This is a genomic window from Luteitalea sp., from assembly GCF_044337415.1.
Taxonomy (GTDB): domain Bacteria; phylum Acidobacteriota; class Vicinamibacteria; order Vicinamibacterales; family Vicinamibacteraceae; genus Luteitalea.
Genome location: NZ_JBIINP010000100.1, coordinates 1 through 15,606 on the forward strand (window position 1 = coordinate 1; position 15,606 = coordinate 15,606).

At 71.3% G+C, this 15,606-nt stretch carries 16 protein-coding genes; 4 read left to right on the top strand and 12 right to left on the bottom strand.

The window, feature by feature from the left end:
- The 6 genes from ACIRDX_RS14295 to asd form a co-directional block, all read right to left on the bottom strand.
- The coding region (locus ACIRDX_RS14295) for a M20/M25/M40 family metallo-hydrolase (protein ID WP_396626116.1) at positions 1-496 on the bottom strand (496 nt) is incomplete at its 3' end.
- Positions 484-1,335 carry a 2,3,4,5-tetrahydropyridine-2,6-dicarboxylate N-succinyltransferase gene (locus tag ACIRDX_RS14300; RefSeq protein ID WP_396626117.1) on the bottom strand — a complete coding sequence of 284 codons (852 nt, stop codon included), beginning with the start codon at positions 1,333-1,335 and terminating at the stop codon, positions 484-486. The genes ACIRDX_RS14295 and ACIRDX_RS14300, both read right to left, overlap by 13 nt.
- Entirely contained in the window at positions 1,332-2,240 is a 909-nt protein-coding gene (dapA, locus tag ACIRDX_RS14305) for a 4-hydroxy-tetrahydrodipicolinate synthase (protein ID WP_396626118.1), read from the bottom strand. The genes ACIRDX_RS14300 and dapA overlap by 4 nt, the downstream gene beginning before the upstream one ends.
- Before the next feature lie 125 nt (positions 2,241-2,365).
- Positions 2,366-3,049: a 4-hydroxy-tetrahydrodipicolinate reductase gene (locus ACIRDX_RS14310; RefSeq protein ID WP_396626119.1), complete on the bottom strand. Its 684-nt coding sequence runs from the start codon at positions 3,047-3,049 to the stop codon at positions 2,366-2,368.
- Positions 3,049-4,437 (bottom strand): lysine-sensitive aspartokinase 3, encoded by a 1,389-nt coding sequence (gene lysC, locus ACIRDX_RS14315; RefSeq protein ID WP_396626120.1) that lies wholly within the window; start codon positions 4,435-4,437, stop codon positions 3,049-3,051. The genes ACIRDX_RS14310 and lysC overlap by 1 nt, the downstream gene beginning before the upstream one ends.
- Before the next feature lie 9 nt (positions 4,438-4,446).
- Complete coding sequence (gene asd / locus ACIRDX_RS14320; protein WP_396626121.1) at positions 4,447-5,493, bottom strand: aspartate-semialdehyde dehydrogenase; 1,047 nt, start codon at positions 5,491-5,493, stop codon at positions 4,447-4,449.
- Positions 5,494-5,769: 276 nt separating this feature from the next.
- On the opposite strand from asd, the gene ACIRDX_RS14325 reads away from it, so the two are divergent.
- A complete protein-coding gene (locus ACIRDX_RS14325; protein ID WP_396626122.1) occupies positions 5,770-6,270 on the top strand; it encodes an SRPBCC domain-containing protein in 501 nt (166 codons plus the stop codon).
- Positions 6,271-6,466: 196 nt separating this feature from the next.
- Here the strand turns inward: ACIRDX_RS14325 and pyk are convergent, their stop codons facing one another.
- Positions 6,467-7,891, bottom strand: a complete 1,425-nt coding sequence (gene pyk, locus ACIRDX_RS14330) for a pyruvate kinase (RefSeq protein ID WP_396626123.1) — start codon at positions 7,889-7,891, stop codon at positions 6,467-6,469.
- A gap of 123 nt (positions 7,892-8,014) precedes the next feature.
- On the opposite strand from pyk, the gene ACIRDX_RS14335 reads away from it, so the two are divergent.
- The 3 genes from ACIRDX_RS14335 (at position 8,015) to ACIRDX_RS14345 (ending at position 10,971) form a co-directional block, all read left to right on the top strand.
- Positions 8,015-8,389 carry a carboxymuconolactone decarboxylase family protein gene (locus tag ACIRDX_RS14335; RefSeq protein WP_396626124.1) on the top strand — a complete coding sequence of 125 codons (375 nt, stop codon included), beginning with the start codon at positions 8,015-8,017 and terminating at the stop codon, positions 8,387-8,389.
- 3 nt (positions 8,390-8,392) lie between these two features.
- Entirely contained in the window at positions 8,393-9,727 is a 1,335-nt protein-coding gene (locus ACIRDX_RS14340; RefSeq protein WP_396626125.1) for an amidase, read from the top strand.
- 206 nt (positions 9,728-9,933) lie between these two features.
- Complete coding sequence (locus ACIRDX_RS14345; protein WP_396626126.1) at positions 9,934-10,971, top strand: alpha/beta hydrolase family protein; 1,038 nt, start codon at positions 9,934-9,936, stop codon at positions 10,969-10,971.
- A gap of 103 nt (positions 10,972-11,074) precedes the next feature.
- Here ACIRDX_RS14345 and ACIRDX_RS14350 read toward each other — a convergent pair whose 3' ends face one another.
- The 5 genes from ACIRDX_RS14350 to ACIRDX_RS14370 form a co-directional block, all read right to left on the bottom strand.
- Positions 11,075-11,278, bottom strand: coding sequence for a hypothetical protein (locus ACIRDX_RS14350; protein WP_396626127.1), 204 nt, complete (start codon positions 11,276-11,278; stop codon positions 11,075-11,077).
- Between the two features lie 151 nt (positions 11,279-11,429).
- The gene (locus ACIRDX_RS14355) at positions 11,430-12,797 is read right to left on the bottom strand and encodes a M16 family metallopeptidase (RefSeq protein WP_396626128.1); all 1,368 of its coding nucleotides are present in this window, start codon (positions 12,795-12,797) and stop codon (positions 11,430-11,432) included.
- Positions 12,794-14,098 (bottom strand): M16 family metallopeptidase, encoded by a 1,305-nt coding sequence (locus ACIRDX_RS14360; protein WP_396626131.1) that lies wholly within the window; start codon positions 14,096-14,098, stop codon positions 12,794-12,796. Before ACIRDX_RS14360 ends, ACIRDX_RS14355 begins: the two co-directional genes overlap by 4 nt.
- Positions 14,098-14,628 (bottom strand): DUF3347 domain-containing protein, encoded by a 531-nt coding sequence (locus ACIRDX_RS14365; protein WP_396626129.1) that lies wholly within the window; start codon positions 14,626-14,628, stop codon positions 14,098-14,100. The genes ACIRDX_RS14360 and ACIRDX_RS14365 overlap by 1 nt, the downstream gene beginning before the upstream one ends.
- A gap of 9 nt (positions 14,629-14,637) precedes the next feature.
- Positions 14,638-15,606: P-loop NTPase (locus ACIRDX_RS14370; RefSeq protein WP_396626130.1), on the bottom strand; the 969-nt coding region annotated here is incomplete at its 5' end.

Sequence of the window (15,606 nt, forward strand, 5' to 3'; positions counted from 1 at the left end):
GCAGCTTCACGCGCACCACGCCGCGATGGCCGAGTGCGAGCTTGCCCTCGGTCGGCTCCCCGTTCACGAGGTAGCGAGTCACACCCGTCGAGAGGCGGTCGGCGATCATCGCGCCGTCGCTGCCGCGTTCCTCGCCGACCACGTAGAGCAGGCCGACGCGCGTCTCACCCGACGCGCGCAGGGCCTCGGCGGCCGCCAGTTGGCTCACGAGGATGCCCTTGGCGTCGCAGCTGCCGCGTCCGTGGATGCGGTCGCCTTCGACCCGACTGGGCGTGAAGGGCGGCACGCAGTCCATGTGCGTCGAGAAGACGACCTCGGGCGTGCCAACGGTCGCGAGCAGGTTCACGCGACCAGGCGTGACCTCCTGCCGCGTCACCGCGTACCCCCGACGCTCGAGTTCCTCGCCCACCATCGCGCACACGACGGCTTCCTGGCCGGTCGTGCTCTCGACGTCCACGAGCCGCCGCGTGAGGGCGACGATGTCTAGCGGATCCATCGCTCGAGCTCGGTGCGGGTGTCGGTGCGGCTGTCGCGGTACTTCACGATGACCGGGGTGGCGAGCGACAGCTTCCAGTCGACGCCGGGGCCGGCGGTGACGGCGCGCGCGCCCGGCACCACCACGGCCCCCTCCGGAATGACCAGCGGCTGGCCGGGCTCTGGCGTGATGATGCGGCCGTTCGGCAGGTCGTACACCGGCGTCGACCCGGTGAGGATCGTGCCGGCGCCGATCACCGCGCGCGCCTTGATCACGGCACCTTCGTAGATGCCCGTGTTCCCGCCCACCAGGACCTCGTCCTCGATGATCACGGGCATCGCGCCGACCGGCTCGATCACGCCACCGATCTGTGCCGCGGCGCTCACGTGCACGCGGGCGCCGACCTGCGCGCACGACCCGACGAGCGCGTGCGAGTCGATCATCGAGCCCTCGCCGACCCAGGCGCCGATGTTGACGTACATCGGCGGCATCGCGATCACGCCAGGGGCGAGATACGCGCCGTCGCGCACCGACGAGCCGCCCGGCACCAGGCGTACGCCGCTGGCGACGTCGAACGCGCGCATCGGCAGCGTGTCCTTGTCGAAGAACGGCCACTTGCCGTGATCCATCGACGCGTTCACGAGGTCGCCGAAGCGGAAGCCGAGCAGGATGCCCTGCTTCACCCAGCTGTTGACGGCCCAGCCGGTGGGCGAGGCCGGGTCGGGGGCCGCGGCGCGGACGGTCCCCGCCGACAGCGCGGCGCGCAGGCGCGCGAACACCTCGCGACCTTCCGTCTTCGATGCCTCGGAGCCGGCGGCCCACAGCCGCTCGACGTCCTGGCGCAGTGTCTCGATGCTCATGCGGAGGCCGTCTCCGCCAGCAGGCCCAGGTCGAGGGCGATGCGGCGCAAGGTCTGGAGGGTCGCGCTCGTCGGCTCGACCATGGGAAGGCGATACACCGGATCGAGCAGGCCGGCGAGGGCCATCACGGCCTTGACCGGTCCGGGGTTGGACTCGAGGAAGTTGGCCTGCAGCAGCGGCAGCAGGCGCTCGTGGATCAGGCGCGCCGCCGCGAAGTCGCCGCGCTCGCAGGCCTCGACCATCCGCGCCATGTCGGTGGGCACCTCGTTGCTCGCCACCGAGATCACGCCCTCGCCGCCGATGGCCATCAGCGGCACCGTCAGCGTGTCGTCGCCCGACAGCACGAGGAACTCCTTCGGGACGCGGCGTCGCACGTCGGCCATCTGGAAGACGTTGCCCGACGCCTCCTTGATGCCGACGATCTGCGGCAACTGCGCCAGCCGCTCGGTGGTCGCCGGCTCGATGTTGCTGCCGGTGCGGCCAGGCACGTTGTAGAGCACGATCGGCAGGTTCGTGTTGGAAGCAATCGCCGCGTAGTGCTGGTAGATGCCTTCCTGCGTCGGCTTGTTGTAGTACGGCGACACCGACAGGATGCCGTTGGCGCCCGCATCGGCGGCCGCATGGGCGGCCTCGATGACCTCTGCCGTGTTGTAGCCACCGGCGCCCGCGAGCACCGGCACCACGCCCTTCACCTCGTCCACGACGGCCTCGATGACGGCCCGCTTCTCGGCTGCCGAGAGCGTCGGCGCCTCGCCCGTCGTGCCGACAGGCACCAGGAAATGAATCCCGGCCTCGACCTGCCGCCGCGCGAGGCGGCGCACGCCAGCCTCATCGACTCGGCCGTTGGCGGTGAACGGCGTGACCAGGGCGGTGCCACAGCCAGTGAAGGGACGTCGTGGGGTCATGGGGGTACAGGATAACGGGAACAGGGTACCGGGTACCGGGTACCGGGTTCGGCAGTCGGGAGTCGGCAGTCGGATGGTAGGGCCGGTTGTCCCAACCCGGCCCCGCGCGCGTCATGCGTGGGACGTCACACGTCGAGCACGTCCCGCATCGAGTACCAGCCCGTGCGCCCCTGCACCCATTGCGCCGCGCGCAGGGCGCCGTGGGCGAACGTCGCGCGGTCGCGGACCGTGTGCGTCACCGTGACGGTTTCGGCCGGTCCGTCCACGCCCACCGTATGCGTACCGGGGATGTGACCGGCGCGGGTGACCGAGACGTCGACGTGCCGCGTCAGGCCGGCCTGGCGCATCGCCCCGAGCAACAGCAGCGCGGTGCCCGACGGCGCGTCACGCTTCTTCGAGTGATGCGCCTCGTGCAGGAAGGGCTCGTAGTCGTGCAGCACCTCCATCGCGGGCGCCAGGGCGCGGACGGCCGCCTCCATGAGGTAGGCCCCGACCGAGAAGTTCGAGGCCGCGACCACGCCACGGCCGTGCCGCGCCGCGATGGCGCGCGCCTGCGGCTCGAAGGCCCCCCAGCCCGTGCTGCCGAGCACGAGTGTCGGCGCCAGCTCGCACAGCCGCTCCAGGCTCTGCTCGAGCGCCTCGCCGGTGGCAAAGTCGATCACCACGTCGGCACCCGCCGCGGCCACGGCCTCCCACTCCTCGGGCGTGCTGCGGCTGGTGAGCACGCCCACCACCTCTGCCCCGTGGTCAGCGGCGTACACACCGACGAGCCGTCCCATGCGCCCGTGCCCGAAGAGGACGACGCGCATCAGGCCACCACCTCGGGCACCGGCACCGGCGCCAGGCAGAACCGCTCGTGCACCCGCGCCATCGCCGCCTGCAGGTGCGCCTGCGGCAGCACTACCGTGAGGTTCCGTCGCGCCCCGGCCTGAGACACCATGCGCAGCGGGAACTCGTCGAGCGTGCCCAGCACGCGCGCCGCGAGGCCGGCCTCGAGTCGCAGCCGCTCCCCCACCGCGCACAGCAGCGCCATCTCGCTCTCCACGCCGACCTCGGCGAACACCGAGAGATCGGCGACGATGCCCTCGATCGCGCGGCGATCCTCGATGGTGATCGACACGCTCACCTCCGACGTCGTGATCACGTCGACCGACGTACGGTGCCGCTCGAACACCTCGAACACCCGACGCATGAACCCGTAGGCGGCCAGCATCATCGACGACCGGATGTCGACGACGGTGATGTCGCGCTTGCAGGCCAGGCCGGTCAGCGGCGCCTCGGGCAGCGGCGGGTTCGCGGTGATCGTCGTGCCCGCCACGTGGGGGCGATGCGAGTTGAGGATCTTCACGGGGATGCCGTCGGCGACCGCGGGCGCGATGGTGCTCGGGTGCAGCACCTTGGCTCCGAAGTAGGCCAGCTCCGAGGCCTCCGCGAACGACAGGGACGGCAGCGGGCGGGCGCCGTGCACCACGCGGGGATCTGCCGTGAGCATGCCGTCGACGTCGGTCCAGATCTGGATCTCGGCGGCCTTCAGGCCGGCGCCGAACAGCGACGCCGAGTAGTCGGACCCGCCGCGCCCGAGCGTCGTCGTGATGCCGTCGGCCGTCGCGCCGATGAAGCCGCCCAGCACGGGGACGACGCCGTCCTGCACCAGGGGCAGCACGTGCTCGTGCAGGCGCGCCGCCGTAGACGGCTGATCCGGCTGCGCGAGACCGTGGTCGGCGCTCGTCACCAGCACGGTGCGGGCATCCACGCAGCGGGCCGGCGTGCCGAGTTCGGCCAGCGCCGCCGCCACGAGGCGCGAGCTCGCCAGTTCGCCCATCGCCACCACCGCGTCGCGCGACCGTGGCGACACCTCGCGCAGCACGGCCATGGCGTGGAGGATCTGCGCCGTGTCGCGCCACTGCCGCTCGAGCGCGTCGATCACCTCGTCGCGCACGTCGCCGCGGGTCAGCAGCGCCTCGGCCGCCGCGCGATGGCGATCACGCATCGCGGCGACCTTGCGCGAGGCGCCCTCGGCGTCGCCGCGCTCGACCGCCGCCACCGCGTCGAGGAGCTGATCGGTGATGCCCGACATCGCCGACACCACCACCACGGGCGTCCCCGTGCGCGCCTGCTCCCCGGCGACGATGGCGGCGAGTCGTTGGATCGCCTCCGGATCCTTCACGGAGGTCCCGCCGAACTTCATGACGACCATGGCATACCCCTACACCAGGCCCTGGGCCTGCATCAGTTCCGCGTTGAGCAACGCGGCGCCCGCGGCGCCTCGCACGGTGTTGTGTCCGAGGGCGACGAACTTGTGCTGCAGGACGGGGCACGGACGGAGACGGCCGATGAACACGGCCATGCCGCCGTCGCGCTCGACGTCGAGCCGCGGCTGCGGGCGATTCTCCGCCTCCAGGTACACCAGCGGCTGCTTCGGCGCAGACGGCAGGCCGAGCTCCTGCGGTACGCCCCGGAAGGCCTCGAACGCGGCGCGGATGTCGGCGGCGGCCACGGTGCCCTCGAAGCCGACCGAGATCATCTCGGAGTGGCCGTCGATCACCGGCACGCGCGTCGTGTGGGCGCTGACCACCACCGGGTGCGGCTCGACGTACGTGCCCGCGAGGCTGCCGAGGATCTTCTGCGGCTCGATCTCGAGCTTCTCTTCCTCGCCCCCGATGAACGGGATGATGTTGCCGAGGATGTCGAGCGACGGCACGCCCGGGTAGCCCGCACCGGACACGGCCTGGAGCGTCACCACGTTGCACGTCGCCAGCCCGAACTGGCGCAGCGGCGCCAGGGCCATCGCCAGGAACATCGTCGAGCAGTTCGAGTTGGTGACGATGCCGCCCTTCCAGCCGTAGGCCTCGGCCTGCTTCGGCACCAGTTGCAGGTGGTCGGGATTGATCTCGGGGATGAGCAGCGGGACGAGCGGGTCCATGCGGTAGTTGCGCGCGTTGCTCACCACGAGATGTCCCGCGGCAGCAAACGCCTTCTCGATGTCGCCGGCGACGTTGGCGTCCAGCGCCGAGAAGACGAGCTTCGGCCCCTTCCCGGGCACCGGTTCCTGCACCACCTGCGCGGCGGCCGCGTCGGGCATCGGGGTCGAGAGCTTCCAGTTGCAGGCCTCGGCGTACTTCCGGCCCGATGACCGCTCGCTGCCGGCCAGCCAGGTGGCCTCGAACCAAGGATGGTTGGCGAGCAACCGCACGAACTGCTGGCCCACCGTGCCGGTGGCGCCGAGGACGCCCACTGCTGTTCGAGACGACATCGAATCCTCTTTCGTCCGCCTTCAACGACAAAACCCGCCTGCGCGGGTCGCGCGGCGGGTTTTTCGTGGAGCACGTACGCTTGTGAATGAGAGCTGCTCAGCTCAGGACGCGTACACGAGCCACCCGCGCGCGGAATCGAGTTCCCGCTTTCGAGTGGTCACGGTAATGGTGATGGTGCGCGTCATGGGAGCGAGCCGTCGCTGGGCGACGAACCCCCATAGGCTAAGCGCCCTCCCGTCCCGGTGCAAGGGCAGGCGCGTGTCATACTCCGGCCGATGAGCCGGCCGACGTCGCCCGACCCTGCCTCGTTCGACTGCGTGGTGGAGATCGCGGCGCCTCCCGAGGCCGTGTTCGCGGCCTTCTTCGCGCCCGACGACCTGCAGGCCTGGTGGGCCGCGCTCCGCTCGGTCACCACGCCACGCCCGCTGGGCATCTACGCGGTGGAGTGGGCCACCACCGATCATGCCGACCCGCTGCTCGGCGCGCTCGGCGGCGTCTTCTACGGCACAGTGATCGACGTCCGTCCCCCGCGCGAGTTCTTCCTGGCCGATGCCTACTGGCTGCCCCCGGCACGGGACCCGATCGGGCCGATGGCCCTGCAGGTGATGTGCGAGCCGACGGCCGACGGCACGCGCCTGCGCTTCCAGCTCGACGGCTGCGACGACAGCCCGCGCTGGCGGCGCTTCTACCGCATCGTCAACGCCGGCTGGAGCGCCGCGCTGGGCACCCTGAAGACGCACCTGGAGGCCCGCCAGGTCGACCCGCCTTCAGCCTGATCGCCTGATCCCGCCGGCACGACCCGCGCTCCCGGAGATGGCCGAGTTGGCCCCGCGCCGAATTCTGAATTCTGAACTCTGAATTGAGGTTGCTGGGCCCTGCTCCGCCCTCCCGGAGATGGCCGTGTTGGCCCCGCGCTGAATTCTGAATTCTGAATCCTGAATTGAGGTTGCTGCCCCCTTGCAGCAACCCGCCCTAGCCGACGCGCCGAATCCGCAGGAAGTTGGCGTCGCCGCGGGTCAGATCGGCGTTGACGCTCACGAACACGATCGACGTGCCCGCGCGGAGCACCCCGCGGTCGATCAGGTACCGCTCGATCTCGGCCTCGGCGCCCCCCGGGTTGCCGAGCAGTGCGGGTGCGACCGCCACGGGCTCGACGCCGCGGTGCAGCATCAGGCGGCGCGCCACCTGCTCGTCGGACGTGACGGCATACACGGGCGCCTCGGGGCGCAGCGCCGCCAGGACGCGCGCCGTCTTGCCCTCGCGCGTCACCGCGACGATGGCCGCGGCGTCGCCCGCGTGCGCGAGCGTGACGGCCGCCTCGCAGAGCGCGCGATTGTGCGGTACACCCAGCACGCCGGCGTTGAACGTGGCGCGCGGCTTCACGCCCACACGCTCCGCGTCGCGGATCACGGCGTCGAGCACCTTCACGGCCTCCACCGGATACTGCCCGCTCGCCGTCTCGCCCGAGAGCATCACGGCATCGACCGAGTCGTCCACCGCGTTGGCCGCGTCGCTGACCTCGGCGCGCGTCGGGCGCGGGTTCGTGCGCATCGACTCGAGCACCTGGGTGGCGACGATGACGGGCTTGCCCGCCTCCTGCGCCAGTTGCGTGATCACCTTCTGCGCCCGGGGCACGCTGTGCAGCGGCACCTCGTTGCCGAGGTCGCCGCGCGCCACCATCACGCCGTCGCAGTGCGGCAGCAACGACTCGAGGTGCTCGACGGCCTGCGGTCGCTCGATCTTCGCGATGAGCGACGTGTGAGGGGTACCCGCCTCGCGCAGCGCGTCGCGGGTGGCCCGCAGGTCGTCGGCCGTCTGCACGAAGCTCAAGGCCACGAGGTCCACGCCGAGCGAGGCGCCGAAGCGCAAGTCGGCGATGTCCTTCTCGGTGAGCGCCGAGGCCGGCAGGACGACGTCGGGCGCGTTGATGCCCTTGTGCTGCGCCAGCATGCCGCCGACCACCACCGTCGTCTCGATCGAGGTGCCGTCGGTGCCCTCCACGCGGAGTTCGAGGTTGCCGTCGTCGAGCAGCAGGCGCATGCCCGGTCCGACCGACCGCGCGAGACCCGCGAAGGTCGTGTAGACATGGCCCTCATGGCCCTCCGCGTCGCCGGTCGTGATCCGCAGGCGCTGCCCGATCACGAGCGGAATGGGCGTACCGCCGACCAGCCGGCCTGTGCGGATCTTGGGGCCGCTGAGGTCCTGCAGGATGGCCACCGACCGCGACGCCTTCGCGGCCGCCTCGCGCACCAGTTGCAGCGTCGCGGCATGCTGCTCGTGGGTGCCGTGCGAGAAGTTCAACCGGAAGATGTCGACCCCGGCCGCCAGGAGCGCAGGCACACCCTCGGGCGTGGCACTCGACGGACCGAGCGTGGCGATGATGCGCGTCTGTCGCATGCGGCTACCCAGCAGTGTAGCGCGGGCAGGACACAGAGCACGGGAGTCGGCAGTCGGCAGTCGGGAGTCGGCAGTGCGTACCCGGTACCCGGTACCCGGTACCCGATCCTGTATCGTGACCCCATGTCCGATCACCTCACGCGCTTCCGCGAGTTCCGCGAACGGATGAACGCCCGCATCATGGAAGTCGGCCCGCTCGAGACGAAACGCTTCTTCGCCCTCGACACGCGCGCCTACGACGCGGGCACCCTCGACGTGCCGACCAAGGAACTCCTGGGGCTGGTGGCCTCGCTCGTGCTCCGGTGCGACGACTGCGTGACGTACCACCTGATTCGCTGCAAGGAGGAGGGCCTGGCCGACGACCAGCTGCGCGAAGCGCTGCACATCGGGCTGGTGGTGGGCGGCTCGATCGTCATCCCCCACCTGCGTCGCGCGATGGCGACCCTGGACGACATCGCCGCAGAGCGCATCCCCGGCGAGGCCGGAGGCGAGGCGTAGGCCATGGCCATCCGCGACACCGCACGCGCCCTGCGCGAGGGCCGCACCTCCTCGCGCGCCCTCGTCGAGGTCTGCCTCGAGCAGATCCGCACGTGGCAGCCGGCCACCAACGCCTTCATCCACCTCGATGCCGACGCCGCGCGCCGCGATGCCGACGCCGCCGATGCCGCCTTGCGGCAGGGACACGACCGTGGCCTGCTGCACGGCATCCCGGTGTCCCTGAAGGACCTGCTGGATCAGGCCGGTCTGGTCACGACCGCCGGGTCGCGCTCGATGACGGCCGTGGCCGCCGCCGACGCACCGGCGGTGGCTCACCTCCGCGCCCAGGGTGCCGTGTTCGTGGGGCGGACCAACCTGCACGAGTTCGCGATGGGCACCACCAGCGAGGACTCGGGATTCGGGCCGGTGCGGCACCCGCGCGACGGCGGGCGCTCGGCGGGCGGGTCGAGCGGCGGCGCCGCAGCGGCCGTCGCCACCGGGATGTGCCACGTGGCGATCGGATCCGACACGGGCGGCTCGATCCGCATCCCGTCGGCGGCCTGCGGCCTGGTCGGCCTCAAGCCCGCCTGGGGCGAGGTCTCGCTCACGGGCGTCGTCCCACTCAGCCCCACGGTCGACTGCGTCGGCCCGCTGGCGACATGCGTCGACGATGCGTGGGTGGCGCTGCAGGGCCTGAAGACGGCGGGGCCCCTGCCGGGGACGCCCGAGGCGCACCCGATCCGCGGCCTGCGCATCGGGGTCCTGCGGGACTTCGGCTGGCGCGCGGTGGACCCGGGCATCGGCGCCCGCGTCGCGCAGGCGCTGGACCGGCTCGTGGCGGCCGGCGCATCGTGCGAGGACGTGCCCCTGGCCAGCGCGCCCCTCATCGTCCCCACGTACGTGACGATCATCATCAGCGAGGCGCTCGACTTCCACGCGCCGCGCCTGCCGACGCTCGGGCCCGACTACACGCCGGCCGTGCGCGGCCGGCTGGAGTCGGCCGCGCGGCCGTCGGCGGCCGACCTGGCGGCAGCGCACGAGGCCCGCGCCCGCATCGAGGCCGACGTGAGGAGCCTGCTCGAGCGCGTCGACGTGCTCGCGCTGCCCGGGTCGGCCATCACGCCGCCCTGGCTGGGGCAGGCGCAGGTCCACTGGCCCGAGGGCGACGAACTGACGCGCGCGGCGATGCTGCGGCTCACGCAGCCCTTCAACCTGTCGCGCTCGCCGGCCCTGGTCATGCCGGTCGGCGAGGTCGACGGGGGATGGTCGGCCAGCCTCCAGCTGGTCGGGCGCGAGACGGCCTCGCTGGTGGCGGTCGCTCGCGGCGTGGAGGCGACCCTGGCCACCGGAAGCGCGTAGCACAAGGGACAAGGGACGAGTACGCAAGTCACAAGGGCGACAAGGAGCCAGGGACAAGCACCAGGGGACGAGCGGCAAGGACCGGCGCGGCGTAGACGCCCCGGCGCTGCTCGTCCCGTGTCCCTTGCCGCCCTTGTCCCCGGTCACGTGCAGCCCTTGTGACTCGTCTCCTTGTCCCTCTTCCCTTGTTCACGTACGCTGACGCGGTGATCTTCCGCTGGGCCTTCCACCGCTGGGAGGAAGCGCTCCACAACCGCAGCACCGACCGCATCGTCCGCGAGTTCGACTGGGGCCTCGAGTGGCTCCACGACCTGCCCCACACGCCGGACGCGCCCGACACGGACGGCCCCACGCCCGATCCCGCCAGCGTGCTGCTGGCGTATGCCGACTGGGCGGTGGCACACAGCGACACCTTCTTCGCGAGCACCGACGCGCCCGAGTACGACCTCGACGCGCACGGCCACCTCCGCTTCGCGAGCGAGATCGTGACGCCGCACGCCGAGAACAACGTCGTGCACGCACGCCTGTACCGCGCCAGGGCCGATCGCGGCCGCGCCGTGGTGGTGATGCCGCAGTGGAACTCCGACGCGGACGGCCACGTCGGCCTGTGCCGGCTGTTCAACCGCGCCGGGCTCACCGCCCTGCGCCTGAGCAAGCCGTATCACGACTGGCGCAAGCCCGCGGAACTGCAGCGGGCCGACTACATCGTCAGCAGCAACGTGGGCCGCACGCTGCAGGTGTGTCGCCAGGCTGTGCTCGACGCGCGACGCGCGGTGGGCTTCCTGGCGCAGCAGGGGTACTCCTCGATCGGCATCTGCGGGACCAGCCTCGGCTCGTGTCTCTCGATGCTGACCGCCGCGCACGAGCCGCGCGTGAAGGTGGCGGCGCTGAACCACATCTCGCCGCACTTCGCCGACGTGGTCTGGGAGGGCCTCTCGACGCGCCATGTCCGTGAGGGCCTCGACGGGCACGTCGACCTCGACACGCTGCGTCGGATCTGGGCTCCAATCAGCCCCTACCCCTTCATGGACCGCATGCGCGACACGCGGACCCTCCTCGTGTACGCGCAGTACGACCTCACCTTCCCGCTGCACCTGTCGAAGTCGTTCGTGCAGGAGTTCCGCCGGCGAGGCATCCCCCACCAGCTCGCCGTGCTGCCGTGTGGCCACTACAGCACGGGCAAGACGCCGTTCAAGTACCTCGACGGCTACTGGCTGACGAAATTCCTCAGCAGATCCTTGTAATTCAGAGTTCAGAATTCAGCGCGGGGCCGACACCCGTGGTCTCCGGCCACGGGTACCGCCGCTCGACGCGCTCTGAATTCTGAATTGTGAAGTCTGAATTGTTTCAGAGGTAATCGAGCAGGCCCCGGATGGCGCTGCCGAGGATGCCCGCGAGTGCGGACATGATCGGCGACACGTCTCCCCGCGCCACGGCATCGGCCACCGTCACCGGTTGGGTGAGCAGCAGCCACAACGTGGCGACAGCAAGCGTCGTCGCAAGCGCAATGACGACGCCGGCGAGGCTCAGGGTGGTCCTCGCGAGACTCATCGGGGTGATCCTTCCACGACGAGGGGTGAGACGGAGCCCGACCGCGCCAGGTTCACCCCACTGGGATAGTACCTCCACCGGCCCCGGCGACGCGGGAGGTCCCCGCCGCGCGTCGGCTGCCACGCCGGCGGGGCGGTGAAGGTCCCCAACCCTACCGGCGCGCCAGCACGTCGTCGGCCAGGCAGTGCTCCGGGGCGCCCAGCCCGACCGCTCCCAGGCCAACCAGCGACGTGGCGGGCTCCCCCACCACGACCGCTTGCATCTGGTCGGCACGGAGCCAGCGCTGGGCGATGCCCGACACGTCCTCGGCCGTCACCGCCGCGACGCGCTCGGAGAACCGGTCGAAGGCGTCCTCCGGCAGCCCGTAGAGGGCCAGCTGGGCGGCGGCCCGGGCCACCTGCTCGGCCGTCTCGAAGCCGCGCGCGTACCCGCGGGTGAGGGCGTCGCGCGCGCTCTCCAGCTCGTCGACCGTCACGGGACGCGTCGAGCCGAGCGCCTCGAGTTCCACGAGCACGTCGTGCACCGACTCGGCCGTGGCCTCCGACTGGATGCTGGCCTGGACCGAGAACGGTCCGGCCTGTCGCAGGAACTGGAACGACGAGCGGGCGCCATAGGTCACGCCCTTCTCCTCGCGGAGCTTCATGTTGATGCGGCTGACGAACGCACCGCCCAGCAGCATGTTGGTCACCACGGCGGCGTGATAGTCGTCGACCTTGCGCGGCATGGCCACGCGGCCGACGCGGATCTCGGACTGCGCGGCGCCCTCGCGGGGCACGAACAGCAACCGGTGCCCGTCGGTGGACGAGGCCACGGGCGGATCGGCGTGCCCGACGCGCGGGGTGTCGGAGACGTGCCGCGAGACCAGGCGCACCGCCTCGTCGTGCGAGATGTCGCCCACGATGATGATCGTCGCCGGCGTGGACGCCAGCCGCGCATGGAAACCCCGCACGTCCTCGATCGTGAACTGCTGGAGCGAGGCCTCGGTGCCGATGCCGGGGCGGCCGTACGGGTGCGGGCCGTAGAGGCGACGCATGAAGAGCAGGTCGGCCAGCGCCGAGGCCGAGTGCCGCAACTGCCGGAGGCGATTGAGGCGGAGCCCACGGACGCGCGCCATGTCGGCGGCGTCGAGGCGCGGCCGCTCCGCCATGTCGACGAAGAGCTCGACGGCCCGCTCGCGATGGCTCGACAGCGCGAGGAGCGACAGGACGGTCGCGTCGTGGCCGATGTCGGTGTCGAGTTGCCCGCCGATGCCCGCCAGCGCCTCGTGCAGTTCCGACATCGAGAGCGACGCCGTGCCCTCGTCGAGGAGATCCGCGGTCAACGCCGCCAGCCCCGCCGCGTCGTCGCGATCGGCCGAAGTGCCGGCGTGCCAGAGCCAGAGCAGGCTCACGAGCGGCAGGTCGCGCCGCTCGACCGTGACCAGGCGCAGTCCCGGCGCGAGCTCGCTGCGCGTCAGTGGCGGAAAGCGGATGCCCGGCGGCGGCTCGGGCACCGGGAGCGTGCGGCGGTCGACGCTCACAGCACCACCGCCTGCGTGGCGCCGTCGAGGGCGAGGGCCGTCTGCCCGGTCGGCACCACCCCGAGTGCCACGTACGGGGCCGAAAGCCAGCGCGCCGCGGCGGCCTCGAGGGATGCGGGCGTCGCGCGACCGTAGCGGGCCAGGTCCTCGCCCACGTAGCCCGGATCGCCGCAGTAGGTGTTGTACGCGTTCAACTGGTCCGACTTGCCGGAGAATCCGCCGATTGTCTGCAGGCGGTAGATGAAATGCGCCTCGGCCTGCACCTGGCTGCGCCGGAGCTCGTCGACGGTGACCGGCGCCTGCCGCACCTCGGCCAGGCACGCCACGACGGCGTCGTGCAGGCGGTCGAGGGTCACGTCGGGCCGGGCGGTGGCGATCACCTGGAACATGCCCGACAGTTCACGGGAGTACTGCATCGCGGTGACCTCGGTGGCCAGCTCCTGCTCGACGACCAGCGCACGATAGAGGCGGCTGGTCTTGCCGCCACCGAGCACGTCGGCCAGCAGGTCGAGATCGGCGTCCCCGTCGCCGAAGAGCGCCGGCGAGTGCCACGCCAGGTACAGGCGCGGCAGCTCGACGCGATCCTCGAGGTGGAGACGGCTGCCGGTGGCGAGGACCGGCACCGTGGCGGTCACGGGCGGCACGTCCGGCCCTGGCGGCACGTCGCCGAAGTACCGCTCGGCCAGCGCGAACGCCTCGTCGGCCGGGATGGCGCCGGCCAGCACGAGCGAGGCGTTGCGCGAGTGGTAGTAGGTGCGGAAGAAGTCCTGCACGTCGTCGAGCGACGCGGCGCGAAGGTCGTCCGGATAGCCGATCGTGGGCCAGCTGTACGGATGATCCTCGGCATACAGCGCCTCGGCGACGGCGATGCCCGCCATGCCGTACGGCCGGTTCTCGTAGTTCTGGCGGCGCTCGTTCAGCACCACATCGCGCTGGTTGTCGAACTTGGCCTGCGTCAGCGCCGGCAGCAGGTGGCCCATGCGGTCAGACTCGAGCCACAACGCGAGATCCAGCGCACCCGCCGGCACCACTTCCCAGTAGTTCGTGCGGTCGGAGCTCGTCGAGCCGTTGAGCGACGCGCCGGCGCGCTGCAGCGGCGCGAAGAACCCGTGGTCGTGGTGGGCCGAGCCCTCGAACATGAGGTGCTCGAAGAGGTGCGCGAAGCCCGTGCGCCCACGCCGCTCGTTCTTCGAGCCGACGTGATACCAGAGATTGACGGCCACGATTGGCAGGTCGTGGTCCTCGTGAACGATCACGTCCAGGCCGTTGGCGAGCGTGCGGCGGACGAAGGGGATGTGCATCACTTGGTGGCCGAGAGCTTCCGTTGGACGCTGCCGCACGTCGCCATCGACGTGCCGTAGTAGGGGTTGGCGACGACGCCGTCGGCCTGCACCCAGGACTTGTTGGCCATGGGACAGAACGCCACCACCTTGCCCTCGATGGGCTGCTTCGTGCGGTCGGCGTAGGCGATCAGCGCCGCGCTGAGGTCGCCGAACGCCTCGCGCGCCGCCTCGAGGGTCTTCGCACCACGCGCCTTGCCGGCCGCCGCGACCAGCGCGGCGCCGTCGGCGCCCAGCCCGCTGGCCCCCTTCTGCAGGGACGCCGCCGCACTCCCGACGGGTGCGAGGTCGTCGCGCACCAGGGCCTCCTGCATGGCAAGGTATGGCCCGACGACGTCGGCGATGAAGTCGGCTGCCACCATCGAGGGGCGTGCGCCAACACTGGTCGACAGGCGTGACGAGCCCGTCGCCGGGGGCGTCGTGTCGGCCGAGGCGCTCACACCCAGGGCGACGACCACGGAGGCAACGATGGCGCGGGAAGCACTGATCATGGCATTCACCTAGGACACTGGCGTCAGCGGAATGGTGCGGAACGCCCGGATGGACACCTGCGCCGCCACCTGCTCGGCCACCGAGACGATGGCCCTGGCGACCACATGATCGGGCGAGGCGAGCACGATCGGCATGCCGATGTCGCCGCCCGAGCGGACGGGTTCGGCCACCGGCACGGCACCGAGGAACGGCACCTGCAGATCCTCGGCCAGCCGCTGCCCGCCACCGCGACCGAACAGGTCGGTCTCGTGCTGGCACGACGGGCAGGCGAAGTAGCTCATGTTCTCGACCACGCCGAGGACCGGGACCTGCAGCTTCCGGTACATCTGGATGGCGCGCCGGGAGTCGGCCACCGACACCGTCTGGGGTGTGGTCACGACCACGGCGCCGGTCACCGACGTGTGCTGGCTCAGGCTCAACGCCACGTCGCCGGTGCCCGGCGGCATGTCGATGATCAGGTAGTCGAGCGCCGGCCACGCCACGTCCTGCAGGAACTGCCGCAACACGCCGTGCAGCATGGGGCCGCGCCAGATGACCGGATCGGAGTCGCCGGCGAGGAAGCCCATCGACACCACCCACAAGCCGTGCCGCTCGATGGGGATGATGCGGTTCTGTTCGTTGGCCTCGAGCGGCGCCTGCACCCCCAGCATGATGGGGACGTTCGGGCCGTAGATGTCGGCATCGAGCAGGCCCACGCGACTGCCCCGCTGCGCGAGCGACAACGCCAGGTTCACCGCCATGGTCGTCTTGCCCACGCCGCCCTTGCCGGCGCCCACCGCGATGATGTTCTTCACGCCGGGAATGGGCTGCCGCTGGCCGCCGGGGCCCTTGTCGGCCTGGCTCGTGCGGACGCTCGACGTCATCTCGATCTCGACGGCCGTGACGCCGGGGAGCGTGGCCACCGCGTCGTGGGCCTGCTGCTTCAGCAGGTCCTTGACCGGGCAGGCGGGCGTGGTCAGCTCGATCGCGAACGAGAC

Bases quoted from the DNA above. Each gene is read 5' to 3' on its own strand.
- ACIRDX_RS14300 (WP_396626117.1), bottom strand. From the start codon at position 1,335: ATGAGCATCGAGACACTGCGCCAGGACGTCGAGCGGCTGTGGGCCGCC.
- dapA (WP_396626118.1), bottom strand. From the start codon at position 2,240: ATGACCCCACGACGTCCCTTCACTGGCTGTGGCACCGCCCTGGTCACG.
- ACIRDX_RS14310 (WP_396626119.1), bottom strand. From the start codon at position 3,049: ATGCGCGTCGTCCTCTTCGGGCACGGGCGCATGGGACGGCTCGTCGGT.
- lysC (WP_396626120.1), bottom strand. From the start codon at position 4,437: ATGGTCGTCATGAAGTTCGGCGGGACCTCCGTGAAGGATCCGGAGGCG.
- asd (WP_396626121.1), bottom strand. From the start codon at position 5,493: ATGTCGTCTCGAACAGCAGTGGGCGTCCTCGGCGCCACCGGCACGGTG.
- ACIRDX_RS14325 (WP_396626122.1), top strand. From the start codon at position 5,770: ATGAGCCGGCCGACGTCGCCCGACCCTGCCTCGTTCGACTGCGTGGTG.
- pyk (WP_396626123.1), bottom strand. From the start codon at position 7,891: ATGCGACAGACGCGCATCATCGCCACGCTCGGTCCGTCGAGTGCCACG.
- ACIRDX_RS14335 (WP_396626124.1), top strand. From the start codon at position 8,015: ATGTCCGATCACCTCACGCGCTTCCGCGAGTTCCGCGAACGGATGAAC.
- ACIRDX_RS14340 (WP_396626125.1), top strand. From the start codon at position 8,393: ATGGCCATCCGCGACACCGCACGCGCCCTGCGCGAGGGCCGCACCTCC.
- ACIRDX_RS14350 (WP_396626127.1), bottom strand. From the start codon at position 11,278: ATGAGTCTCGCGAGGACCACCCTGAGCCTCGCCGGCGTCGTCATTGCG.
- ACIRDX_RS14360 (WP_396626131.1), bottom strand. From the start codon at position 14,098: ATGCACATCCCCTTCGTCCGCCGCACGCTCGCCAACGGCCTGGACGTG.
- ACIRDX_RS14365 (WP_396626129.1), bottom strand. From the start codon at position 14,628: ATGATCAGTGCTTCCCGCGCCATCGTTGCCTCCGTGGTCGTCGCCCTG.